Genomic DNA, 24,918 nt, shown 5'->3' on the forward strand with positions numbered 1-24,918 from the left:
TCTTTGTACCATCCTAGAGGCCTTATCTGCGAAGCCATCGGGTCAAATGCTTGGGTATTAAATTGGAATGAGGAGTAAACAAATGCAACGAATGAATTGCGCGCTCTTGATGGGTTTTGTAGTGTGCGCGACTTGCTACGGTGTGGATAATGACGATTCGTCAATCAGTGGGCTCAACGAGCCCACGCTCATCGACTCTGTCGTGGCCCGCAACCAGCAGATGAACGAGGGGATCGGCGTGGACAGGATCGCGTGGACCGCCGATGGCAGCAGCCTCGTCGTGACCTTGTTCAGCCCCAAGGGAAGACAGATCGAGCGCATCGCTCTTGATACCGGCAAACGGACGATCCTCGGATTCGGCAGCACCGGCCTTCCATCTCCCTATGGAGACCGTGTTGCCATCGCTACCGCATCGGAGATCGTCTTTGTAGGACTCAATGGCCAAAAGCTTGGTCGTGTTGCCTTGCCCGAATCACTAAGTTCCAGTTTCTGGGCCGATCCTGCGATCGCCTGGAATGCTGACGGCTCCAGGCTGGCCGTGGCTACCCACAGTGATAAAGGTTCCCGATTGTGGAGTATCGAGGGGACTTTGCTAAAGCCCCGGCAGTCCATCTCCGGGGCCTGGGTGACCAAGCTTGATTGGCTGGGAGAAGACCTCCTCGTGGCTACCACCAATGCCACGCAGCTCGATGGGTCATTGCTGCGATGTGACGCCAACTCGGACGCGTGTTCTTTGCTCGTTGATCCGGTACCCGCTGAGGGCCTGTTCTCGTTCGCGCCAAGCCCGGATGGAACTCGCGTGTACTTTGAGTGGGACCGCGTGCAGGATGTGTTGCAGGTGGCGGAGCCAGCGGTGGTCGGAACGAACGGGAGCGCGCCGCATCGTTTGCTCGCCGAGTTTCCCCATTTTGTTGGTGCCAGTCTATCGGCGTGGTGGTCTGCCGACGGCGGGTCGATCTCGTTTCCCTGCCAGAAGTCTGCACTCCAGAGCCACGTCTGTACTGTTGGCCTCGATGGAAGTCTACAGACCATCGCACTCCGCTCGCGATTTGAGAACGATAGCATGTCGCCGTCACCCGATCGTCGTCGGATTGCTTATCAGGCCGATGGATTGCTAGACGAGAGGGAAATCCGGGTCATCGACGCCAATGGCAAGCATGACCAGCTCGTGATTGAGCTCGTTGGCCCGAGCACCTTCCAACATGCTGAGATCAAGGAAGTGAGCTGGCAAGGAACCGACGGACTTGAACTTTATGGATTTCTGGTCCGTCCACGTGTATCGGCCGGGTCGGTGCCGTTGCTCGTCGACCTCCACGGCGGTCCAATGGGGGGGATCGCACTTGGCGTGCCCGCGGTGACGATCGGCTCGACTGCAGAATGGCAATATTGGGCCGCGCTCGGCTACGCAGTGTTCATCCCAGACGACCGCCGGAGCAACATTCATGGTATCGGTCCTTACCAGTCGATGGTGAACGTAGGCGATTGGACGACCCTCCCCTCCGAGGACGTGCTGACAGGAATCGACGCGGTAGTAGCACGCGGTGGAATTGATGGAAAGCGCGTCGGTGTAATGGGGCACAGCGCCGGCGCGATGCTCGCGTTCCAACTCCATGCCCGGCATAGTGAGAGGTTTCGCTTTGTCTTTGCGAAGGGTGGCGTCGCCAACCTCGCTGACGAGTTCGAGATCCTCGGTGTCGATGCATGCAGCGAGAATACCTTCGAACTCGGCAGCGATCCTGAGGAGTGCAAGCGACGGATCGAGGCCAACAGCGCGAGACCGTTTATCTCTCAGGCGAAGGCACCTCTATTCGTGATGTCTGGAGGTGAAGAAGAAGGCTCTATGGTCAAAGACTACCTCGGAGAATTACGCAAGCTGGGTCGCACCGTCGAGGAGATTACGTATCCAGATGAATTCCATACTATCAACAAGCCCGAGAACCAGAAGGATGCCTTGCAGTGCGTGACCGCTTTCGTCAAAGATCACCTCTGATCTCCATTTGGTGAGCACACGGAGTTCGCCCGCTTGGGCGGCTCTGTTGCAGAATACGGGCAGTGGTAAGGATTGCCAAAAAAAACCACCATATCCTCGAAAGACCGCTCTGTGCTCCACGTTGCTGTCGATCAGTAAATAAACTCGCAGTCGGACTGTATATTCTGACTTTGATTTCTTTACCGGCATTCCTACCCCTGAAAGCCTTGAACATCGCCTATGACAAGAGAGCATTCTGTTGCAAAAATCTCTAGCATCTTGACACAGAACTAATCATAGTTGCCAGTTCACCGTACCGAGGGAGTGGTTATGGCACTGAGCTTCAAAGGACGGCATTTTCAAAAGTCCATCATCCTGACCTCCATCCGCTGGTATCTCTCCTATAAGCTATCCCTCAGAGACCTCGAGGAAATGATCTCTGAGCGCGGCGTTTACGTTGATCACTCGACCATCCACAGGTGGGTCCTTCACTATACCCCCGAACTCGAGACCGAGCTCAGAGAAAGGAAAAAGCCGGTATCGGGCCGGTGGTTCTGGGATGAGCTGGCCATCAAGGTCAAGGGAAAGCTCAAATGGCTTTACCGCGCGGTTGATGAGGATGGTGAGACCATCGATTTTCTGCTCACAGCCAAGCGGGATCAGAAAGCGGCGCTGAGGCTTTTGAAAAAGGCCGTTCGTCAGCACGGTGTCCCCGAAAAGATCAACGCAGACAAGTCGGGAGCAAACGCCGCTGGTCTCAAGGCTTTCAATCACGAACATTCAACAGACATTGAGCTCTGGCAGGTGAAGTATCTCAATAATATCGTCGAGCAGGATCACAGGCGAGTGAGGCAAAGGACAAGGCCCATGCTAGGCTTTAAAACTTTCATGTCGGCCGCGAAGACCATCGCCGGAATTGAGATGATGGCCATGATCAAAAAAGGTCAGATCGATATTCAGGGCTCCACTCCATTCGAGCAGTTTTACGCCCTCGCGGGATAACTGCGTCCAGGGAATGATCCCTTCAGAAACTCACTTTAGCCTCGGAAATGTTTGCGACAGAGCCCATAAATCAATCCTTTAGTGATGAATGGCATGTACGGACATCGTGCGAACTTATATCGCAATCGATTACACACTTCAACCCAAGCGCCCATCACGCTCGACCTTTCGATCAATTCCTACGATGGATGAATCGCGCTCTGCCATTGAATTGAGTGGTTCTTTCAGGAGCCGCATGGTGGCAATCATCCAAAATCAAAGTAGTTTTAACCGACGATTGATATGATACAGGCTGAGCTGCTGAAAGTTCTTTGTGGTCACCTATCGTGAGATGGGCGAAGAACTATGATAGCGAGGCCAATAAGAGGCGCGTATTTTTTAAAGAGTGGATACTGAAGGAACGATAATGATGAGAGCGTTGATCTCACTGCTTCTTTTTTCTGCGTGCGCAGGCCAGGAATCCGTAAGTTCGAGCCGAATAGTGGGTGGCAAATTGGAACAGTCCAACAGCTTAGTCGCCGAGCACACCTTATTGTTTACGGCGCGTTCGCTCCAGGGCCTTCATGGTTGTACTGCAACAATCCTGGACTCATCACACGCACTCACAGCTAAGCACTGTCTTGCCGGCACCGATGCAGTTCCAGATTTGGTCCTGGCCTTTGGAATTCAATGGTCAGAGGAAATACCTATGCGCCCTGTTACTGCGATGCATGTTCATCCCAGCAAAGACGTGGCGATCGTTGGATTCACAGGAGGGCTTCCCAAACCCTACAGGCCAGTTAGTTTTGCCACGCTGGTTCATACGCCTATCGGGACACCTCTTATTCAAGCGGGCTATGGGAAGACATCGTATGAATCCGATGGTCGGGAGCGTGGTATTTTACGTTCAGTCAAAAGCTACATGTCGAAGTTCAACAAGAGTCAGGGAACCTACGATACGTTTTCTCCTCAGAAAACGATCTGTGGTGGTGATTCCGGCGGTCCTGATTTCGTATTGGTGCAGGGTGAATTAAGGCAGATCGGTGTTCATATCGGTGGCAACTGCAGTTCCTCTTCCTATAACACCGACGTGCGCCCGCTGATTTCGTGGATGCGATCAACTGGAGCGAAACCTCAGGTGGATACACTGGAAGCGGTCGCAGACCAGATCATTCCATTCTAGCTTCTGGATTTTGGTGGGCTTTCCGCAAGGATTCTTGGAGTCATCCGGCATTTGAAAAGTTTTGAGGGTTGGCGTCACAGGGAAAAGCCAGCTCAAGGGTGACGCCACTGTCTTTCCTTTCAGACAGACTAACACTGCCGCCAGAGGCAACGCAGATTTCGCGAATCGCGGCCATTCCCACACCGCGACCACTGCGAGTTGTGACAGATTCCGCGGTCGAGACCCCATCCAGAAACACAACATCCACAATCGATTGCCCAGCCTTCGGAACAAAACCCCGTGCGTCTGCGAGCTTTTGAAGTGCATGCCGATCCAAACCAATGCCATTATCTTCAAACGTGACATGAACCATGTTCGCAACGCGCCGAGCACTTACAGAGAACCTGGCTGGACGTATGTCCCGGCCTTTTCGTTTGGCCCGGATAAAGCCGTGATCAGCGCTATTCGCCACCGCATGCACGAGGATATTCCGCAGGATCGCAAGAGTGCCGGCTGTCCAGGCGTGATAGCCGTCTTCCACAACCATCGCCTCATAAACGCAGTCATTTTCAATAAGCTGCCGCTCGGCCTCCTGGCTCAGATCTGCCATCAGGTTGAATAGGTGATCGTTCTCTTCCGTGCGCGACCTGGCGCGGGAAAAGCTCAGAAGGTCATCGACTTCGTGCAGGATATGCAGGAGCGCCTGCCAGTCTCTCTGGACGTCGGTGCCGGCTCCAGTCATCTTTTGAAACTGGACAAGACTACTTTCCAGACTATGGATGGCGTCCGAAATAGTCCTGAGCCCGAGCGTACGTGCAATGCCCTTCCTGGTATGCAGCTCTCTTAGACATGAACCGATCTGAGTGGAATCAAGAATCTTCAACTTCAGGATTTCGCTGAGCTGATTCATATCCTGTATAAAAGCAAGACCTCGGCTCATTTTCACGCCGAGCACCTCCTCCAGGAGGACCTGCGACTTGGCCTGCAGCTCGCGGCGCTGAATCAACTCAAGTTCGGCCATTTTCTTTTCTGTGATGTCCTTGATGACCACAATGAACCGAACAATTTCGCTCCCTGAGTAAATGGGCTGCCAGCTAGCCGAAATGATACGCTGCGGCTCCACATTGAGGGCGATCTCGCTGGGCAGCTGATGACCGTTTAAGTCCCAGCCCAATTCCCCTCCATCGAGAGACACTTTCAGGACCTCAAGGAATAGAGCCCTTTCGTCTGAGCTGAATCGGCTTTTTTGAAACACCAAATCCACCATGGAAGCGCCCGCTACCTCCTGGTTTTCCAGCCCGAGTATCGCGATCACCTGGTTGGAGAAACCACTTTGCACCCGAAGATCCCGCCCAATTGTGACAACGCCCTCGTCGATGGAATCGAGGACCTGTTCCATCCATAAGCGCCGCTTGTGATTCCGGCGCTGCTGAATGACGACAAGAACGACACTGAGAATGGAAAGAATAGAAGCTGCGAAGAGTCCCTGAAAAAGATAGGTAATGGTTTCAGATTCGTTCAGAAGCTTCTGCTTGAGTTCAATTTCGCGCTTCAGGGCGTCGGATCGCTGCTCTTCGGCCTCAAGTCCCAGCGTGACACGAAGGCTGTTGAGCTGGTTTTGCTGATCTTTCTCGGCTTTCTCTTCGAAGGCCTTGTTATAACTTTCAAGATGCTCCAGGGCCTGGGTGAAATCGCCTTTTAATTTGGCGAGTTCGTAATCTGAACGTCTTATTTCATTCATTTCAGCCTGACGTTCGGTAGGAATATTTTCTTTTGCAGTCGTTAGCTCTTTTTCCATCTCCCTCACGTTCTTCAGTTTGAGGTAGGCGCGGGCCAGGAGGAGCGAGCAGTCCCCGACTTGAGGTTTGACGGACAGGCGGGCAAAGACTTGCGCGGCGGATCGAAGCGGTTCCAGGGCCTGTTCATACTGCCCGACAGCAATATAATACTCGCCTATTCCCATTCGAGCCCAGGCTACGCTGAGCACATCATTGATCCCTTCCGCCATGGCCGCTGATTCCATGAAATACGGAAGGGCTTTGTCTCGGGGTATGCCTTTCGTATTTAACAGGATGCCTTTCGCAATGTTATAGGCCAGCACGGATGAGTAGTAGCGCTTGTGGTTATCCGAAAAATACTTATAGACTCTCTCGTAGAGTGGCAAGGCTTTGTCGAAATCGCCAAGTGTATCCAAAATTATGGCCAGTGTGTTGCTCGCTGTCTGGTAGTCGACTTGCAGTGCAGGATCGTCCTTATCGATAAGGCTCAAGGCTTTGTGAATATGTTCCAATGCCTTAGGATATTCGGCCATGAGGTAGTGATAGTAGGCCTTATCGCGCCAGATCCTGGAACAAAGCGCCTTCTCGCTCGACTGGGTGCAAAGCTTTTCGGCTTCCGCAAGGTACTCCAGGGATTTTTCCCTGGCGTCTGTTTCCCTGACGATGGCGGCTTTTATCACAATCAAACGCACGGCCTCGAGCATGTCAGGCAGTTTCCGGGCCTGTTCCAGAAGAGAATCGATCTGTCTGATATCAAGGTTGCGGTCTCCACTGGAAAAAGCGGCTTCCAAGGCGAAAAGCTGCGCTCGCAACAAAGCGTGGGGATATTGGGTGGCGTCCATGGATTGGATGAGGTGCTTGACCTCCTCCAGTACCTCGCGAGGGTTATCAATCAGGCGGTCCTCGAGGACAACGATTTTCTGGATCAAGGCGGCTTCAGAGGGGCTGTCCTTAGCCAAAACCACCGGGGAAGATCCAAAAGAAAGAAGCACAGCAAAACCCATGATTTTCAGCTTGTTGAAAATCGTAAATGCTGGGCTGTCTTTGGGAAAAATGCTCATTTGCCACCGGAGTTAGCTTGCCGCCTGATCCCTATCGACAGCTCCTGCAGCACCTACAGAGAAAATAATGCCGTGTGATCAGAGTACGAATCACCCACTGCGAAAGAAGTGTCATGAAGTCAAATAGCGCCCAAGTTAAGGGTGTGGTTTCTTGACGAATTGTAGTTACGGTCCGTCAAGCCGCATGGTGTTCATTTTGCCGAATCAGACGAAAGTATTTTCCTGGTAGTTTGATATTAAACTCAAAAGCCCGGTATGCGATGGTGTTTTCGTTCCCAGGCTCCGGAAAGCAGATTTCAATACTTCCGCCGGCTTCTTCCAGCAGCCGCCGCACTGCCCCCATGCCAACGCCTCGACCGGAAATGTCGCTGATCCTTTCAGCAGTCGAAAGCCCCGATTCGAATATTGCTTCTGCGATCCGCACGTCATCGTTTTCATTCGCCTGCAGGATGCCACGCTCCACAGAGATTTTCTTAAGAGCCCCCAAAGGAAGCCCTCGTCCATCATCGCAATAATTTATGATCAGGTTATTATCTTTCTCGAGAAGACTCATCCGGATCAAGGCACGCGGGTTTTTGCCGTTCATGATTCGATCGCGTGCGCTTTCTATGCCATGGTCCATGGAATTTCGAATGATATGCACGAACACTTTCTGCAAGATATCCTGAGCGTCTCTCGATAGGTTAATCCCAGGATCGACTATCGAAATGATAGGCATTTCTTTTTCAAGGTCTTTTGCCAACCTTTCCAAATGAACGAATATATGGTCAAAAAAGTCAACTGACGAGCTGTAAAATAAGCGATGAAAAACCTGCTGCGTCTCTTCCAGAATATTTTTTGCATCTACATCCAGTAGGGAGAAGTCCAATTTGTGCAGAAGTTCAATCTGATGCTTTACGATTTTTTCATCGAGGAAATAGGGTGAGACATTGCCGCGCCCCAGCTTTTCGTTATTGATCGATTCATACAAGTCTATTTGGTGCTCCGCCTGATTCAACTCGGAAAGCAGCCTCTCTTGATCCCAGACTTCCGTGCCGCGCTGCAAACCGGCATAGTATTGTTCGATATGATGGAATGTTGTGGCCATCTCTTTTAAGAGCAAGGACCGCGCAGTCCCCTTCATGGTGTGAAGGTTAATGAAAAGGATCTTTAAAGCATCCCGGTTTAGGCCAGGATTCGATAGAATCAGCCGCCTATTCTCACTTACATATTGCCTGCACGACTCTATAAACTTTTGAAAGTTAGCTTGCGGTATGTTGATGATCTCGCTAATGATTTGCAGTTCGCGGTCTTTTACCTGGGAAGCGAACTGAAGACGGCGGATTTCAGAGACATCTTTCACGGTGACCAGAATGCTCTCGATTATTTGCTTCTTGTCCATGACAGGTGCCCAATCGATTTCGAGAATCCTTCTGGATCCTTTCGTATCCACAAATTCCATTTCTCTGACCAGGTTGTCCGCATTCAGCTCAAAAGCCAGGATGTTTTCACCCAACGAGAATCTCAGAATCGACTCTAGCTGATTTTTAACATCATCGCTGAGGTCTGACTTGCTCAGGATCAGATCGGAGAGCTTTCGTTCTGATATATCAGAGTCCGCAAGCATTGCTCGAAGATATTCGGAATAGTCAGGACCAATTTTCAGCTCATTGCCGGAGACCGTAAATATCCCTTGATGGATATGCTTCATGATCAACTTGATATTGCGTGTTTTCTCATCCACGATAATTTCGATATTTTTGATGTGCCTTTCAAGGCGCGCATTCAGACTGAGGATTTCCGCATCTGCCTTTTTCTGAAGATAGTCCATCTTGTCACCGATCGCCAGTGATAGCAGAATAACTTCCAAGGCCTGCCCAATAGGGATGAACCATGATGATAGGAATGTTTCCTTAAGAATGCCCTGCAAAGAAAGATTAAAGAGCGCGTTGCCGATAAAGAGTGTGGTCCATGCCAGAGTGAAGAAGTACGCAGGCCTGAATTTCCTAAGGCACATGACACCGCCGCTTACGAGCAACGCGACGTTCATCACAAGGCTTGCCAAAAGCAAAAGACTTCCGGTTAAATCGTAGCTTATGAAAGACAAAGGGACAAGGACAAAGCAAACACCGGAGAGGCTTAAAAGAACCCAGTAAAGTGCCCTCTGCTTTGACTTCAGATCCAGAAACATGATGCCGAAGAGCCCCCCGAAAGCCGTTGCTCCCGAGGCTGCGGAAAGGTAGATTTCGTTGCTCATCCAGCGAAGAAGCGAGGGCGAAAGGAGCGGCTGGAACACGCCTTGAAGGTTGCCAATGCTTAGTAAATTCAAAGCCAGAAAGGTTACATAGACCAAATAAAGTTTCTGTCGGAACGACGCGAACAACACCAAGTTATAGAACAGCATGGAAACGATGAGGCCATACATGCTTCCTGTTGCCAGGAATTCAATCATTTTGGTCTGGTAAAACTGATCACGAGTCCAAACAGAAACGGGGAACTGGACCAGTCCGTTGGTCTGGATCCGAACATAGAATGTGTTCACGCCGGGCGTAATCTGCCAACTGGAAACAGGCGAAAAATAGGGAATCAAGGCAGATGGGGCGAATTCCTTGTCCCCCGACTTCTTCAAGGTGACGCCTGATGAGTTCACCTGGAAAATTTCCAGAAAATCGGTAAGCGGGTATTGATAGTTTAGGAAGATTTCTCTTGAGTATGTACTTTTATTATCAATCTGGAATCTGGCCCAATGAACCGATTTGGAGAATCCTAGATTAGGTTTGGCAATTGCGTTCGGCCGGAATCGCGTTGGCTGTTCATTTAAAAGAAAATCATTTATGGACAGGCTCCGACCGGGATCCTCAAGCAAAGTCATGAAACGCCCAAGGAGTTCTCCTCGATGGTTCTCACCGAGAACAAAAGCTTGTTCTGAGTACGCTTGAGTGGTCCAAGTGCTTAAGAAGAAAATACTTAGGTGCCAAATTAAAAGCCTCACCAATATTCCCCGCCTCATAGAGTTCCTGATTCACGAAAGGCCACGTAGGCCCACGGGTTCTGACCCTTGCGCCGGACCTTTCAACGTAATTGCCGCAAGCCATCCGATTCAGGCTTGAAGCGCAGAGGCAAGCAACTAGTCTAACTCTCTGGCTCGTGAGGTTCCAAAGAAATATTGAGATCATAAAAAAAGAAGCCCAGGAAGACAATGCCATGCAGGCAAAGGTTCCTGGGCTCAGAATGTTGACACCGGACCTTATGTCCAGGAAAAATCGCTGAATGGCAATCGACGGACCCTTTTTTGTGTCAGCCGATACAGGGCATTCGCCACTGCCGGAGCTGACAGAGGTGTGGTCACTTCACCCAAGCCACCAATGGCTGCGGTACTTGGCATAAAATACACCTCATGCAGGGGTGCATCAGCCAATTTTACAAAGGGTCGATCCGCAAAGGTGGATTGGTCCACCTTGCCTCCGGTTATCGTGATCTTCCCTAACAGCGCTGCGGCCAGCCCATAGAGGGCCGCGCCTTGCACCTGCGCTTCCGCGCCCTCAGGATTGACGATCGGTCCGCAGTCGACCACACTCCACAGACGTTCCACTTTGACTTTATTATTCACCAGACTCACCTGAGCTGCCATCGCTGCCAGGGAACCAAAAGCTTCCGAGTAGGCGAGGCCGAGGTTGGGTCGCGTGTCCCATTGGCAGAATTCCGCCAGCTTGTCGAGTAGGCGCACAGCCCTTGGATTGCCGCTCAACAGAGTTTTACGCAACTGCAGCGGATCGGTCTGCAGGCGATCAGCGATTTCATCCACAAAGGATTCCACGAAGAAGGTATTCTGTGACTTGCCAACCGATCGCCAGTAGCCAATGGGTATACCGAGATCAACCTCCTGGTGAAACATTTCCTGATGAGTGACGTCATACGGAATATCAGCAAAACCGTCGATGGATGAAAAATCAACCTTGGTGCTGCTGGGATTCTGCCTTTTGGAGATCGAAGGCCCGGCATTTTTTCCAGTCCAGACCTTGAGCTGACCTTCACTGAGACCAGCCTTGAGTTTCGCCTGATAAGCGGGTCGATAGAAATCGTGCTGGGTGTCTTCGTTACGCGACCAGATAACCTGCACAGGACCCTGAATGGCTTTGGAAGCCAGAGCCGCATGCACCACGTAGTCGGTTTCCACTTTGCGGCCAAAACCGCCACCCAGATAGGTTACATTCACTCTGATCTGCTGGGGCGCACGGCCAAGGGCCTGGGCTGCAGCAAATGTCACAAGTTGAGCACTTTGGGTCGGAACCCAAAATTCACAGCGATCGCCTTGGATCCAGGCCGTACAATTCAGTGGCTCCATGGCGCTATGCGCTAAAAACGGCGTGTGGTATTCTGCCTCAACGATCGTTTCGGCGAGAGCCAGGGCTCCCACGCCATCTCCACGTTTGTGCACGCTGGTCCCGCTCATATTCTGAACGGCTGCGCTTAATTTTTGTTCCATTGCGGGTTGCGAATTGGCATCCATCGCCGGCGTCGTTTCATATTTCGGCGCGAGTCGATCCAGATGTTTTTGGGCCTGCCAGTAGCTCGCACCAATGGCCATGATGGCTCCGCGGACTTCCATCAGGAGGTAATCCGCAGGAATCTGGCTTTGGAGTTCGGCAAAATTGATGAGCCTGGAGCCAAAGACTTTATGCTGGCGGACAGCCGCATATTTCATTCCAGGCAGCCGCACATCCAGGCCATAGACCGCCTGACCTTCCGTTTTAAGGGCCGTATCCTTTCGATGCTGGCGCTGACCGATGAGCTTAAACTGGGCGGGTGCTTTCAATACGACTTCCGTAGGCAGCGGAAGTTTGGCTGCGGTTTCAATCAACTGCCCATAATTGACAAGCTGACGTCCTTCGGCATCCAGGATCCATGACGCCTGGGTCTTCAGTTCGCTGGCAAGCTTACCTGTTTGCGTGGCAGCGGCCTGCACGAGCACCTGGCGAACAGCAGCCCCGACCTTGCGCAGACGTTCATAATTGGTGCGGACTGAGGTGCTGCCAAAGGTTCCCGCAAACGGTGCTTTAGGGTCGGTATAAGGCCCTGTCTCGCCTTCAAGTTGAATGGCGACCAGGGACCAGTCGGCGTCGAGTTCCTCAGCGATCAGCATGGCCATCGAGGTGGCCACGCCCTGGCCCATCTCGGCCTTCACCACTGCAATTTCCAAACGATTATCAGCAAAGATACGAACGAATGCATTCAAGACTACGGATTCCGCTCCTGCTGCGTTGGCATCATCCCGCAAAGCCCAAGGCAGACTGAAACCAAAGGCCAGTCCTAAAGTTCCGCCCACCGATCGCACGATCATGTCCCGACGTGTACTTTTCCAATTGAGCATGTTCAACTCCCCGATGATGCTTGACCGTGCACATCGAGCACAGCCTGACGTATGCGATCGTAAGTACCACAGCGGCAGAGATTGGTGACTTCGCTTAAATTGGGAGTTTGATCGGCAGCCGTCTTTTTCAAAAGCTTATGCGCGCCCAAAACAAACCCCGGTTGGCAGTAGCCGCATTGGGGGACGTCATATTTCAACCAAGCGGCTTTTAATTTTTGCGCCAGTTCATCATTGAGTCCGGTGATCGTGGTAATTTTTTTACCGGCGGCGGTCGAAATTGGGTAGGCGCAGGCTCGGACTAAAGTGTCATCAACATACACGGTGCAAGCACCGCAGAGGCCGAAACCGCAACCAAACTTGGCTTGTATTTGATTCAGGTCTTCGCGCAGGACCCAGAGCAAGGGTTTGCTTGGATCGGCTTCCACCGAATATGGTTTCTCATCAATATTAAGTTCGTAAAGCGCCATCTTGGGCCCCTCCCATCCCTGATTGTTCGATCGTCTATCAAGGCCGATAACAGGCTTTGATGGGAAATACAATCCAGAAAATTCACAAGGACATTCCAACCTTGATTGCGAGCGACGAAACTTGTCGCGCCAGGCCGGACAGCCTATAATTAAAAACAATCACAGCCACGAAGGGGCTCCCATGAATATTCTACTGGTCGACGATGAGCCCTCCATTCTTGAAGTCCTTGCCGATATGTACGAGGGACATTTTTCCGACATCTCGATAACGCAATGCAGCAATGGAGCTTTGGCCCTTCACGAATGTTGGCAAAAGAAATTCGATCTGATTTGCACAGACTATCGCATGCCTGTCCTGGATGGGCTTGAATTCACTGAAATCGTGCGACACCGCGAAGGGCCCAATCAAAAGACAGCCATCCTCTTCCTGTCGGGTTACGTTCCCGAGTTCAAATTCAAGGCCGAAGTTCACGACAATGTGTTCTTCATCGAAAAACCTGTTCACCCCGATCGCTTGATGCGCATTTCTGCGATCGCCGCGAAACATAGTCTGAATCCTAAAGTCGGCTAATCGATTCGCACATTTTTGGTTCGAAAATTTTATCTATACTTCCCACCTTCTCTTCGTCTATCGTCGCCGCACTATTTCTCTTCACCGGAAGATGGGAGTTCGAAATGTATAGGCGACGATGGATGGCCGCGGCAGCGGTCCTGGCATTGGGGCAATTACCGATGAGCGGGCCCCTCCCTGCTTCAGAAGAATGTCTCGTCCGTTTGCCTTTGCAAAATGCGCGAGCGATCAGCATAGGCGACACCTTTTATTTGCCAAAATCGGCAGGTGGAAAAACCTGTCCAGCAAAGCTTGCATGGACCCTGGAGGCATCACCCAAGGGCGCGCAGAATCATGTCCACAATCAAGGCAGCGAACATCCGCGTTTCACTCCCGATCAGCCCGGCGTATACCGATTTGTGAGCCAGGCGGGTGGACACACACTGGAAATGAAGGCGGAACTTCGTCCAGCATCCGAACGTTTTCGGAATCATTATCTCACACCGCTTTATGGTGCCGCACAGGTGGGTTCCGATATCTGGACAGCCAACGGCGCCTCCTATACCGTGACACGCCTTCAACAAAATGCTGATGGAACCTTTGCCAAGGCGGCTGATGTCATCACCGGATCCTGGCCAGCCGCAGTGATCGGAAGTGAGGCACTGCCTTACATTGTGGTCGCTCAGCGTGGGGCGGATTCGATTGGTTTTATCGATCGTCGGCGCAATATTTTGATCGATGCGCTTTGGGTCGGCGATGAACCCACGGGCTTGGCTTTGAGTCCTGATGCCAGGACACTTTACGTATCGCTTGCGACCGAGCGCGCCATAGCCGTTGTCGATCTGCCCAGTCGTCGTTTGAAACCACGCATCAAGGTCGGTTTTGATCCGCGAGCCTTGGCTCTATCGCAGGATGGCTCCACTCTTTATGCAGCCTCCTATCGTTCCGCCAACCAGGAATATGGTCCTGGAAAGACTCGTCCGGCAGCCGAAGACCAGGATATTTTCGTGGTCGATACGAACAGAGGGCAGATGATTCGGAGCATTGGTTCCGTGGCCGCGGATCTGCGTGCCATCGCTCTCAGTCCTGAAGGGGATCGCCTTTACGTGGCCGCAACCGACGGGCAGACTTTGCCATCGCAGGCCGATCCAACAGCGAAGCCTTTCACCCATATGGTCGCGTCTGTGGACCTTGCTTCCCATGCAGAAGGGCGGCCGGAATCAATGCAGCTCACGGATCTTACGCGACAGGATGGGTCCCAGGGGCCCTTTGTCAACCCCAGCGGCGTAGCTGTTCAGGGCGATCAGGTTTGGGTGGCGTCTGAAAGTTCCAACCAGGTCGCGATTCTGGATCGAGCCAGCATGGTCGAGAAAAACCGTATCAGCGTTGGCTCGGGTCCTCGTCAGATTGTAGTGATGAAGGATGCGGTCGCTGTGCATTGCTTTCAAAGTTTTGAACTGTACATCCTCAATTTCGATGGAACGATTCGTCAGGTGATCCCGCTGACCGATGATCCACGTGCACCGGGCCTTGCCTTGGGTGAAAAAGTCTTTATGCGGCCAGGTCAGACATATGCCACCAATCATTCATGTACCAGCTGCCATGTGGAAGCTCAGAATGATGGCATGATCTGGCGCTTCGGACCCAATGTGTGGCACAATGTAAGGCCTCTGCAGATTCTAGCCGCGACCACCTCGCTGGGCTGGACCGGTTATGCGTCGAATGCCGATTCCTTCGGATTTATGGGACCTACGTCCATCCTGAACCGTCCGCCAACAAATGAAGAAGCTGCTGGTCTTTCCGCATTTTTGAACTCTCTCCTGGGTGCTCCACGTCCAACGGATCGCACGCAACTCGACGGTTCGTTCAGCGCTTTGGGCCAGCAGGGGAAAGCTCTGTTTGAAGGCCAAGGGCGTTGCACCAGCTGCCATGTGCCTCCGCTTTATACGAGTCGCGTCATCGTGCCCAAGGGAAAATCGGGTGAACCGGCTGAAGTTCCCTCGCTCCTGGGCGCGTACCGTCACGGTATTTTCTTTATGAAGGGGCAGGCTCGCTCGCTTGAAGATGCTGTTGATGTCGCCACCAGTTATGTGAGCTGGACACCGACGGCCGATGAAAAAACCGCCCTCGTGAGCTTTCTGAAGGAGTTGACTCCCAAGGGGTCTCATCCCCTCGGTCTGTATCCTGACCTTGGCAATAACGATATGATCGCTCCGACTGTACGCCCGTCCGTGGCATTTGCCGAACCGGTGGATGACACAAGGCCGAATTATTCTGCTGTGGATGTGGCGAAGATGTATGTGAGTCTGCAGAATGCAGCAGGCGAGGACGTGTCATCCGATATTGTGGTTGATGGTGGTCGATTGGAATTGATTCCGACATCGCCGCTGACAGCTGGCGAGCGTTACACATTTCGGGTCAAGGCTGGCTTGCCCTTCCGTGATGGTGGAATTTTGGAGGCGGATCGCAGCACAACATTTACCGTGGCCCAACCGGCCGCCGCAGTGCTTCCCAAAAATCTGGTTTTGAAAATCATGGTGCCTGTGCCGGGCCCGACCATGCCGCCCCCCCTCAAGGAAGTGGCGTTGTCGCTGCAGATTATCGGTCAGGATGCCAATGGTTTGATAGGACGATTGGAACTCGGCAGTGGCCGTCAGCAGAACGTGCGTCTTTATCAGGATGGTGATCGGGTCCGTCTGCAGCCTTTTGCTTTGCCCATGGCGGGACCGGGTGGCGTCTCGTCTCTGGCTGATGCCAGTTTGGTTGCAGGAAAACTCGTGTTTTCTGCAGAAAACCGCGAAAATTTCGCCCAGGCACAAGGGACCTTGACCATCGGCGCTCCGGGCTTTAAAGTGCCTCAGGTCGCCTGGACTTTGGAAGCAGCTCCGGCTGCTCGCTAAATCAGCTTAGGTGATGACAGAGACAACACATGCGGGGACTCGCCATGCGCGAGTCCTTTTTTTTAGGGAAATCCCTGATCCTGCCACGTGCTCAAAAATTTTATCAGACGTGGTCCCTGGACCTCATCCACGCGTGGTGGCATCCGTCCCGCTTCAATCGCACTGAGAATGCGTGGCATCGCGATCTTCCACTGGTCCTGAGAATCCAAACGCAATCCACCTGATGGTTGGTCGCCCTGGTGACAGGTCACACACAAGGCTGTGCTCAAAGCCACCACAGCAGGCGTATAGGTGATTTTAAATTCGCCGAGTGTCTGAGCATAAGCTTCGTTCTTGCTCCAGTTCTTCAGAGAAACGCTCAGCTGACTCAGGAATTTTTTATCCGTTGCACTCAAGCTTGCCTGATTGGGTGGCATGCGCCCCGCATCAATCGCGGCGGATGCTCCCGCGCGCGCCGCCTTCAGAGCATCTGAAGTATTCAGAGCCATCGGACCTGGAGTGGGCGCACCCTGGTGGCAGCTTTCTGTGCACAGGCGCTGCATCATCGGTTCGAGTTCGTCGGTATAAGCCACGGGCAGAAAACTGGCCAAGGCGGGATTCGGATCCCCAGGTGCTGGCTTGGGATTGGTGCCTGGCGAGGGAGTGGCATCGCCGTTACCGGTCGACACACCGATCGCGCCGTTCGATTTTCCGTCGGACATCACTCGATTATCACTGACATTAACGGGGGTGCAGGCACTGACGAGTGTCCAGGCGATGATAAGGCTGCGCATGGAGGCCCTCCGGGATCTATTTATATGGGCCTTTTCGGTATAATTCCCGGAAATCTTGAACAAAAAAAATGGGCGGCCAGCCCCAACGGGACCGGCCGCCCTCGATAGACTTTTTAACGATTCGCTTTGGTCAACGAAAGGTTAAGCGGGTTGTTTTCCACGCTTTCGAGGGAATTGTTGTCGCCCAGAACAACTCCACGCAGGAAGGACCCGATGGTGGTGCCGATCCAGTTACGCAGGTCAGGACGTGACTTGTCTTTGGCGGCGCTCACGCACACGCTGCAGGTGAGGCCACAATTGGTTTTTTCATCCAGAAAATCCATGTGGCCATAGTCGTTGGCGACGAAGAGCCACGATGGGGAATCACTGACGGTGTCCCAGAACAGGTTGTAGTTCACGTTGCTCGGCGCGCAGGCCTGACCCAAATTCTTCTGACCGCCGAGGCCGGTGCCGATGATCATGGCCGGGATTTTCAACTGAACGCCTTTGGTGGCAAGACCGGTTCCGTCCATGGTTCCGTCGACGGGGTCAATCGCAGCGATCGCCTTGGCGTTCACGAGACCATCACGGAGCATGGTCCAGGCTACCTTGCTCCCGCGGGAATGGTTCACCAGAGCGAGTTTGGTGAAGTCCACGTCCTGACCGATTCGAGCGCTCAGATTCGTACTCATCCAGGTGATGACGTCGGCTGTGGTTTTGGCTTCGACAGCTGTGGAAGGTTTGCCGAAGGGCAGCCCGCCGGCAGCCATGGTTTGGGGTGCGACGACAACAAAACCCTGGTTGGCGATTTCCGCCAGCACATTCCGATAGTAGGCATTACTCATCAGAAAACCATGATTCATCACGACGACGCCAAGTTCTTGTGCCGAACTTTGCTCGGGTACCATCACCAGCGTGTCGACTTTCACGCCATCCTTGGTTTTGATAATCAGTTCCTTGACGCTGGCACCATAAGCCTGTTGCCCAGCAACGGTTAGAAGGCAGGCCATTCCAAAACGCAAAAGGTTACCCATGGAAAATTTCATTCATTTCTCCTTGAATTTGATGGAACGCGTCGTCTCGAAGTTGAGCTGCACGCGCTACGACTGAAGGGTTACAAATTTTTTTCGAAAGATGTTCTGAGTATGGTTTAAACGGTGTCGCCGGGGATTTCATTTAATATTTCATGAACTGTTTTTTGTGTGACAACAGTAAACTCAATGCAATCCTGTGTTTCATTGATTTGTGTGGAAATGCATGCAGAAAAAAAATGAGTGGAAGTGCATGTGAGGTTGTAAGAAACCTGGCGAGCGAAGGTGAATTTGACTTTGTTGTCAAGTCTAACTATCAAATGCGGAAGGCGAAGGGGCGCGCTCATAGGTCTGCTGATGCTGCTGCTTGAGATGTTTATACTCAGCGTCCTCGCGCGCCTTAACATAAATGTCGTAATAGATACGGGCGGATTCCGCTTTTTCAGGATCGTTACCGCGCGGCGTTTCTTCGCGCGTTCCCGGTTTATACTTACGGCCGCTGGGATGGTTCGCATAACGGCGGGCTCGGGTGAAGCCCATCTGCAGGAATTTACGCGCCATATCCATACCCACAAAATCATGAACTGCTTTGTACTGCAAAAAAAGCTCATGGATTTTTTGTGCGGATGCTTTGGCCAGTGCCGGGGTTTTGAATTTCCAGTGGGGTAGTATTTCGCTCTTATAGGGTTCCACCATGAGCACCCCTTGCTCGCCTTTACCCACCCGATAGAGTTCCGGATGCTCGCGGAAGTTCAAAGTCTTGTAGTCGAGTTCATAATTGAAGGGCAGGAGTTTGCTCATGGCGCCCCCACGGTGCTTATGGTTTCATCATAGCCCTTATCCACGGTTCGCGGCATGAGCCGACGCTGTCCTTCTGGACAAAGTTCAAGCACCGCGCAACGACTGCAGGTTGGATTATGCAAAAAGCAGCAGCGCTGACCATGAAGCATGAGGACTTCATGATTGTCATAAACCTCCTGGGCCGAAAAATATTCCGGTAATTGACCTGCAAGGCGGTCGTGCATTTTGCTCGCCGTCAGGCGCTTTGGGATGAGTTCCAGGCGTTCAGCCACGCGTTGGTGATGGCAGTCCACCGGAAGAGCCGGCATGCGCAAGCGACTGAACAGCAGCACAGCAGCGCTGGTTTTCGGACCGACCCCTTTGAGTTGTTCCAGCCAAAGCCTCGCCTCGTGCACAGGCATATCGGCCAGAAACTCCAGAGACAGTGTCTCCCCGCGCCTCCGGGTACTCTCTTGCAGAACGCCTTGAATGCGAGGTGCCTTCTGCTCCGGCCAGGTCGCGGCTTGAATCGCCTCTTCCACGTCCTGAACCCTGGCATCGCGAACGAGTTCCCATTCCGGGAAACGGGCGCGTAATGTTTTAAAGGCCCGGCCCGAGTCCCGGTTTTTGGTGCGATGGGAGAGGAGAGATGAAATCAGTTCACTGAGTGGATCGAGTTCGTGGAAGTAAGGGATGGGACACTGATAAACACGACAAAGCATGTGATGCACAGCCAGCGCTTTTTCATTTACATCCACTGCATATTCCTTTATGCGCGTGTTCTGTTTTGAGCCCGCCATCTGCTATCCCCTGACTTGCAGAACCCGTGCCGTCTGCACCGAAACAGTTGACAACACGCGGGGCATTTGCCAAGTTTTTGGCCAGCCGCCTTGGCAATAACAGGAAAGGTCGGGTCATGAAAAAACTGCTACTGGGTCTTGCATGCGTTATGAGCTCTTGTGTTGGTTATGAAGACACCATCACCGAGGCCATCCAAATCGGTCAGGCCAGTATGGCCCCAACCCCGGGAGAATCGGTCTCAGCCACGCGACAGGCTCTGGAGAAAGGTGTCACAGTCGGCATCAATCTTTTGCAGAAGGATGGCGGTTTCAGTCAATCGATGCATCGCATTCTGATTCCTACGGAACTCCAGAAGGCGGCTCAACTGGCCCGTAGCGCGGGACTCGGCGCCCAGGTGGATGGTTTTGAAAAAAGCCTGAATCGTGCTGCTGAGCAGGCCATGAGTTCGGCCATGCCGATTTTCAAGCGCGCCATCACTCAGCTGACGTTCCAGGATGTCGTAACCATTCTCACTGGACCCGACCAGGCGGCGACCAACTACTTTCGCAGTACCAGTGAAAGACAGTTGATGGATACTTTTAAACCGATTGTCGCGAAAGCCACACAGCAGAACAATGTTGGCAAATACTACACGCAGCTGATAACGACCGTCCGTCCTGCGGCAGCCTTGGCTGGTGTGCCCCTGCCCGCCGTCAATCTTGACGAGTATGTGAGTCAGAAAGCCACCAACGCCCTTTTTGTGGAAATCGGGCGTCAGGAAAAAATGATTCGCGACAATCCGGTGGAACGAAGCACCGCGCTGCTGCAAAAAGTGTTTGGCTATTACGCGAACAAAAAGGGCTAGGAGCTGAACGGGCATGAAGCAGCTGGCCCTCATGTGATGATGAGTTTTGGAATGCTCGGGGTCCTGCTGCGCTATGGGCTGGGCATTCTGGGCTTGAAAGTTTTCCCTCCGCATCTGGCAGCCTGCTACGGCGGCTTGACCCTGGCCCGTGTGCTTGAAAAAGTTTGAGCCGGGGTTTAGACTCCAAGTGTCCAGCATTTTTATCAAATAGAACTTGTTTGTGTTCTCATAAGGAACTTTTCAAGAACACTTGTGCATTAAATCCCTGCTTCATACGTCAGGACTATGGCTTATATCCCTATGTTTCTTAATAGTCAAATATGCGCGGAGCGAAGTATGGCACTGACGGTGGAAGAACGGTCCTTCATCTATAATCAGTTTTTAGGCAGTGATAAGCCATCCACCATATTCCGCGCCCTGTTTGAGCGGAAAAAACAATCGCATCCGCATTTTTCCATAGCCCAACTTTGCAAGTCCTGCGGCATTCCTTCGCGGGGATATTTGTCCGAATTTTTAAATGGCAAACGTCGATTGAACAGCCGCTACTGGAAAAGTTTTATTAAATGCTTCGGTCTGACTGGTCGTTTGGCGACAGCTGGACTTTTGGTGTTCGAAATGGACGCCACGGAGGAGCCGGAAGAACGACGCGTTTTGCAGGAAAAACTGGATAGCCTGAAACGGTCCTTTAAGAAAGTCGAGGAAAGTTTTCCTTCCCGCCTGCACGGGATGGTGTTTGCGGCTGAGGTTTACTGTGCCTTTGGTCTTTATGGGAATAATCCTACCAAGGAACAACTCAAGGGTTATTTTGGACGCGATCGCGCTCTCGACGTTGAATATGCGCTGGCTTGTCTTCTGGGCATAGAAGTGGTGGGTTTAAATACCGAAACGCAGCGCTATTTTATTCGCGAGAATACCATTCGCTTCACCGACAGTGATGACAGCGGCATGACGATGAATAATTTCCATCATTATGCTGTGCAGGATGCGGAACGTGCCTTCAAAAAGTGGTATTCCTCGCAGGATGCGTATTTTGAAACGATGATGATTTCCGTCAAAAAAAGTCGGCTCCCGGAATTCATTGAGAAGGTCAAGGATCATAGTATCCTTTCCGCTCAGGAAGTTGAATCCACGGAAGCCGACATGCTGATCCGATTCAATGTGCAGATTTATCCTTTGCACTAGGATATCGGATAGTCATCTCCTTCAGAAGGTTCTCCGCCTTATCCACCTCGGCCATGATCCAGAGCATGTAGCGGATATCCACGTGAATAGCCCGGGTCATCAAAGGATCGAAATACCAGTCTTTGGTTACGGATTCATAGGTGGAATCGAAATTCAACCCGACCAGTTCCCCGCGTTTATTCATCACGGCCGAGCCGGAATTGCCACCGGTCGTGTCCGCGGTGGATAAAAAATTCACCGGAACCGTGCCGAGGGACTTATCCTTATAGACGCTGTAACGGTGGCTATGGATAGCGTCCAGGACACCCTTGGTCGTATCAAACGGAGTTTTGCCTGTGTATTTCTCCAAAATACCTTCGACCGTCGTGAAGGGCCCTTTGACGAGGCCATCCTTGGGGGCGTAGGACGCCACAGTCCCATAGGTGACGCGTAGCGTGGAGTTGGCATCGGGATAAACCGGTTTGCCTTGGGATTTTTTCCAGGCAATCACAGCTCGCATATACTCAGGAATCACGCGATCCAGGTTGCCGTCGATTTCCTTTCTGCGGTTTTGCAGCGACATGTTGATGTCATGAAGTTTCACGGCCAGCTGCACCAGTGTATCGTTGGATTGAGTCAAGCTTGCAAGGTCCTTGCTCATCCATTCCAATCTTTTATTGGTGTCGTGCAGAGTGGAATTTTGATAGAGGCCAGGAATCGCTCCCACATCTGGCAGAAGCGCGTCCAGTCCCAGCGGGTGCGTGTCACCCGGTAACTTCCGGTAACGCTGTAGCGCCGTGTTCCATCGCGTCTGATCCACTTCGCTGACAAAGGTCTGCTCCAGGCGGCTCAGGCGGGCTTTGATAAAGGGCAGATCGCGATCCTGATAGCCGGATTCACGTTCCGCATCCGGTTTCTGCCTTTCCACAGCCAGTCGATGCAGAGCGATGGCACTGGTCAGGAGGTCGCTTTTGGTCGCGACGGACCACGCGAACTGCTGCTCCGTTAAAACGAAATCGGCCTGGATCAGTTGATCCATCTCGGCGAGCACGCCCTGTAAAGTTTTCGCGTTCGGTTGGCGTTCCATCCATTTGCGAAATTCAGCCTGCTGTTCGTCCTTGATCGTCGCGATATCCCGGCGCCCAAACCCTTCGAGCAAACCTTTGGTTTTTTTCAAGCCATTGCTGATGCTTTTCGCAACGCTCGCGTAGCGAACACTGGCTTCCTGATTATTTTTCGTCGCCTGGGCTATGGCAGCCAGATCTGCTTCATACTCCGCGACCCGCCGAGGGTAGCTCAGGTCACGCACGAAGCGAATCTCACTGGGCAGTTTATAACGATTGGTACGACCGGGATAACCTGCCAGCAAAATAGGATCGCCGTTTTTAAGCCCTTCGGCGGAAACGGTCAGGAAATCCTTGGACGCCAGGGGTACATTCTCAGGCGACGGATCCGCAGGTCGACCGTCCTTGCCGACATAAGCTCGCAGAAAAGCAAAGTCACCGGTGTGGCGGGGCCATTCAAAATTATCGATTTCACCACCGAAGTTACCAATTTTATCAGATGGGGCGTAGACGAGGCGCACATCGCGGATCATCATCTGCCGAATACGATAATATTCCATGCCACGATGAAAGCTCGGCACGGAACAGCGATACGCTTTGTCCTGTTCGCACGTCGCAATCAGCGCCTTGATGCGTTTTTCAATTCCCTCATAGCGCGCTTTGCCAGATAGTTTGGCATCAAGTCCGTTGAGCACGTCCTTGGTCACATCATCGACCCGGTCCGTCACATAAATGCGTGTATTGGGGCTGGCCGGCAGTTCCTCGGTCCGGGATCGGGCCAGGAAGCCGTCCGCGATAAAATTTCTCTGGGCGGTGGAGTTATGTTGAATGTCTCCATAGGCACAGTGATGATTGGTGACAATCAGTCCCTTTGGGGAGACAAAGGATGCGGAACAGCCACCCAACGAAACAATTGCGGTCATCGGCGCCCGGTTCAGATCGGCGAGTTTTTCGGCCGGCGTCTGAATGCCGATGCGTTTAAGCTCGCTCTTCAATAGGGGCAGTTGATGCGGTTGCCATTGGCCCTCGTCCGCCTGAGCTGTCAGGGGCAGGGCGATGATGAGACTTGGGAAGAGAATACGCTTCAACAAGGGACACTCTCCAGGCTGGTTGATCGGCGAGTCTACCAACCCTTGTGGGGGCTGACAACGCGGTCAGTTCGGTCTATAATGGTAGACAATTCAGAGGGATGGCCTCTCGCCGGAAACATGATCGATTAAATCGATCAAATATAATGAATAATTATATTTTATTTCAATCATGTTTTTCCGTTAAGATGGGTGTCAGTTGTTGCTGACAATGGCTGGTTCTTCGGACTCAGTTTGAAAACTGACCGTTGGGATTTTACACTTTCAGGAGATTGAATCGATGAAAAAGTATTCGCTCGTCGCTGCCGCTCTCGTTTTTGCCAGCTCTGCAGCCTACTCGGCCACATACCAGTTTGACAAAAGCGCCAGCACCATCACCTGGAGTGGTAGCAAGCAATTCACGGACAGCGCGCATACCGGGACTGTCGGCCTGAAGGAAGGTGAGCTCGACTTGCCCGCCAAGGGTGCGGCCAAAGGTCGCGTTGTGATCGATATGACCACGATCGCCAACCAGGACGTGACCGATCCCAAGTATAAAAGCAAACTGGAAGGTCACCTGAAGTCGGAAGATTTCTTCAAGGTGGATGAATTCAAGGAAGCCGTCCTGGTGATCAAGGATATGAAGCAGAACGCCACTGACAAAACCAAATATGATGTCAAAGGCGACCTGACCATCCGCGGCAAAACTCAGGAAATCAGCTTTCCTGCAACCGTGGTGGAAAACGCTGGCAAAGTGGAAGTGACTGGCAAGATCAACATCGATCGTACCAAGTATGGTGTCGCCTACGGCAGCCCTGCCAGCTTCAGCATTACCGATGTGTCGAAGGTCGTGGAAAGCAAGATCAAGGATGTTAAGGACAAGGTCATCAAGAATGACTTTTCGGTGGACGTGAAACTGGTTGGAAAAACCAAAGCCTAAGCCTCATTCGCGAGAGTCCGCCCTGGGGCGGACTTCTCCTCCTCATTCTACCTCAGAACAATCTTTTCAACCGTGTCATCAGTATGAGGGCCAGCGCTGCTCCCGCAATGCCTGCGAGGATCTTGAGCATTGTTCTATGGCGTTCACTGAAGGGGCGTGGCGGCCTTAGGATCAGTTTGGGATCCGTGGTCAGAAATGATTCCGGCCCTCTCTCGTCTTTCCCTTTCGATTTCATCAAAGCCCTCCTGGCAAGATGCTGT

General features: G+C 52.3%; 18 protein-coding genes. 8 read left to right on the forward strand and 10 right to left on the reverse strand.

Going from position 1 to position 24,918, the window contains the following annotated elements:
* The first annotated feature begins 82 nt into the window (after positions 1–82).
* The 3 genes from VE954_RS26230 to VE954_RS26240 all read left to right on the forward strand — a co-directional run bounded on the left by VE954_RS26230 (position 83) and on the right by VE954_RS26240 (position 4,133).
* Positions 83–1,990, forward strand: coding sequence for a prolyl oligopeptidase family serine peptidase (locus VE954_RS26230; RefSeq protein WP_324958442.1), 1,908 nt, complete (start codon positions 83–85; stop codon positions 1,988–1,990).
* A 309-nt stretch (positions 1,991–2,299) separates the two neighbouring features.
* Positions 2,300–2,971, forward strand: a complete 672-nt coding sequence (locus VE954_RS26235) for an IS6 family transposase (RefSeq protein ID WP_324958444.1) — start codon at positions 2,300–2,302, stop codon at positions 2,969–2,971.
* A 409-nt stretch (positions 2,972–3,380) separates the two neighbouring features.
* The gene (locus VE954_RS26240) at positions 3,381–4,133 is read left to right on the forward strand and encodes a trypsin-like serine protease (RefSeq protein WP_324958634.1); all 753 of its coding nucleotides are present in this window, start codon (positions 3,381–3,383) and stop codon (positions 4,131–4,133) included.
* A 40-nt stretch (positions 4,134–4,173) separates the two neighbouring features.
* Here VE954_RS26240 and VE954_RS26245 read toward each other — a convergent pair whose 3' ends face one another.
* The 4 genes from VE954_RS26245 to VE954_RS26260 all read right to left on the reverse strand — a co-directional run bounded on the left by VE954_RS26245 (position 4,174) and on the right by VE954_RS26260 (position 12,768).
* Positions 4,174–6,951: an ATP-binding protein gene (locus VE954_RS26245; protein WP_324958446.1), complete on the reverse strand. Its 2,778-nt coding sequence runs from the start codon at positions 6,949–6,951 to the stop codon at positions 4,174–4,176.
* Positions 6,952–7,126: 175 nt separating this feature from the next.
* Positions 7,127–9,940, reverse strand: coding sequence for a 7TM diverse intracellular signaling domain-containing protein (locus tag VE954_RS26250; RefSeq protein WP_324958448.1), 2,814 nt, complete (start codon positions 9,938–9,940; stop codon positions 7,127–7,129).
* 237 nt (positions 9,941–10,177) lie between these two features.
* Positions 10,178–12,301 carry a xanthine dehydrogenase family protein molybdopterin-binding subunit gene (locus VE954_RS26255; RefSeq protein ID WP_324958450.1) on the reverse strand — a complete coding sequence of 708 codons (2,124 nt, stop codon included), beginning with the start codon at positions 12,299–12,301 and terminating at the stop codon, positions 10,178–10,180.
* A gap of 2 nt (positions 12,302–12,303) precedes the next feature.
* Positions 12,304–12,768, reverse strand: a complete 465-nt coding sequence (locus VE954_RS26260) for a (2Fe-2S)-binding protein (RefSeq protein WP_324958452.1) — start codon at positions 12,766–12,768, stop codon at positions 12,304–12,306.
* A 181-nt stretch (positions 12,769–12,949) separates the two neighbouring features.
* Between VE954_RS26260 and VE954_RS26265 the strand changes: the two genes are divergently transcribed.
* Entirely contained in the window at positions 12,950–13,339 is a 390-nt protein-coding gene (locus tag VE954_RS26265) for a response regulator (RefSeq protein ID WP_324958454.1), read from the forward strand.
* A 104-nt stretch (positions 13,340–13,443) separates the two neighbouring features.
* The gene (locus VE954_RS26270) at positions 13,444–16,218 is read left to right on the forward strand and encodes a hypothetical protein (RefSeq protein ID WP_324958456.1); all 2,775 of its coding nucleotides are present in this window, start codon (positions 13,444–13,446) and stop codon (positions 16,216–16,218) included.
* Between the two features lie 62 nt (positions 16,219–16,280).
* Here VE954_RS26270 and VE954_RS26275 read toward each other — a convergent pair whose 3' ends face one another.
* The 4 genes from VE954_RS26275 to VE954_RS26290 all read right to left on the reverse strand — a co-directional run bounded on the left by VE954_RS26275 (position 16,281) and on the right by VE954_RS26290 (position 19,581).
* The gene (locus VE954_RS26275) at positions 16,281–16,991 is read right to left on the reverse strand and encodes a c-type cytochrome domain-containing protein (protein WP_324958458.1); all 711 of its coding nucleotides are present in this window, start codon (positions 16,989–16,991) and stop codon (positions 16,281–16,283) included.
* Between the two features lie 113 nt (positions 16,992–17,104).
* Positions 17,105–18,016, reverse strand: coding sequence for a chlorophyllase/cutinase-like alpha/beta fold protein (locus VE954_RS26280; protein WP_324958460.1), 912 nt, complete (start codon positions 18,014–18,016; stop codon positions 17,105–17,107).
* A 294-nt stretch (positions 18,017–18,310) separates the two neighbouring features.
* Entirely contained in the window at positions 18,311–18,802 is a 492-nt protein-coding gene (locus tag VE954_RS26285; protein WP_324958462.1) for a DUF4385 domain-containing protein, read from the reverse strand.
* Positions 18,799–19,581 (reverse strand): hypothetical protein, encoded by a 783-nt coding sequence (locus tag VE954_RS26290; protein WP_324958464.1) that lies wholly within the window; start codon positions 19,579–19,581, stop codon positions 18,799–18,801. Before VE954_RS26290 ends, VE954_RS26285 begins: the two co-directional genes overlap by 4 nt.
* Before the next feature lie 116 nt (positions 19,582–19,697).
* Between VE954_RS26290 and VE954_RS26295 the strand changes: the two genes are divergently transcribed.
* Positions 19,698–20,426, forward strand: coding sequence for a DUF4197 domain-containing protein (locus tag VE954_RS26295; protein WP_324958466.1), 729 nt, complete (start codon positions 19,698–19,700; stop codon positions 20,424–20,426).
* A 336-nt stretch (positions 20,427–20,762) separates the two neighbouring features.
* Entirely contained in the window at positions 20,763–21,608 is an 846-nt protein-coding gene (locus VE954_RS26300; protein WP_324958468.1) for a TIGR02147 family protein, read from the forward strand.
* Here the strand turns inward: VE954_RS26300 and VE954_RS26305 are convergent.
* On the reverse strand, positions 21,580–23,742 hold the full coding sequence (locus VE954_RS26305) for a S46 family peptidase (RefSeq protein ID WP_324958470.1): 2,163 nt from the start codon (positions 23,740–23,742) through the stop codon (positions 21,580–21,582). The two genes, VE954_RS26300 and VE954_RS26305, sit on opposite strands and share 29 nt — an antisense overlap.
* A 277-nt stretch (positions 23,743–24,019) precedes the next feature.
* Here VE954_RS26305 and VE954_RS26310 point away from each other — a divergent pair, with 277 nt between their 5' ends.
* Positions 24,020–24,658 (forward strand): YceI family protein, encoded by a 639-nt coding sequence (locus VE954_RS26310; protein ID WP_324958472.1) that lies wholly within the window; start codon positions 24,020–24,022, stop codon positions 24,656–24,658.
* A 52-nt stretch (positions 24,659–24,710) separates the two neighbouring features.
* Here the strand turns inward: VE954_RS26310 and VE954_RS26315 are convergent, their stop codons facing one another.
* Positions 24,711–24,893: a hypothetical protein gene (locus tag VE954_RS26315; RefSeq protein WP_324958474.1), complete on the reverse strand. Its 183-nt coding sequence runs from the start codon at positions 24,891–24,893 to the stop codon at positions 24,711–24,713.
* Between the last annotated feature and the right edge of the window lie 25 nt (positions 24,894–24,918).

The organism is Oligoflexus sp., assembly GCF_035638955.1.
GTDB lineage: Bacteria > Bdellovibrionota_B > Oligoflexia > Oligoflexales > Oligoflexaceae > Oligoflexus.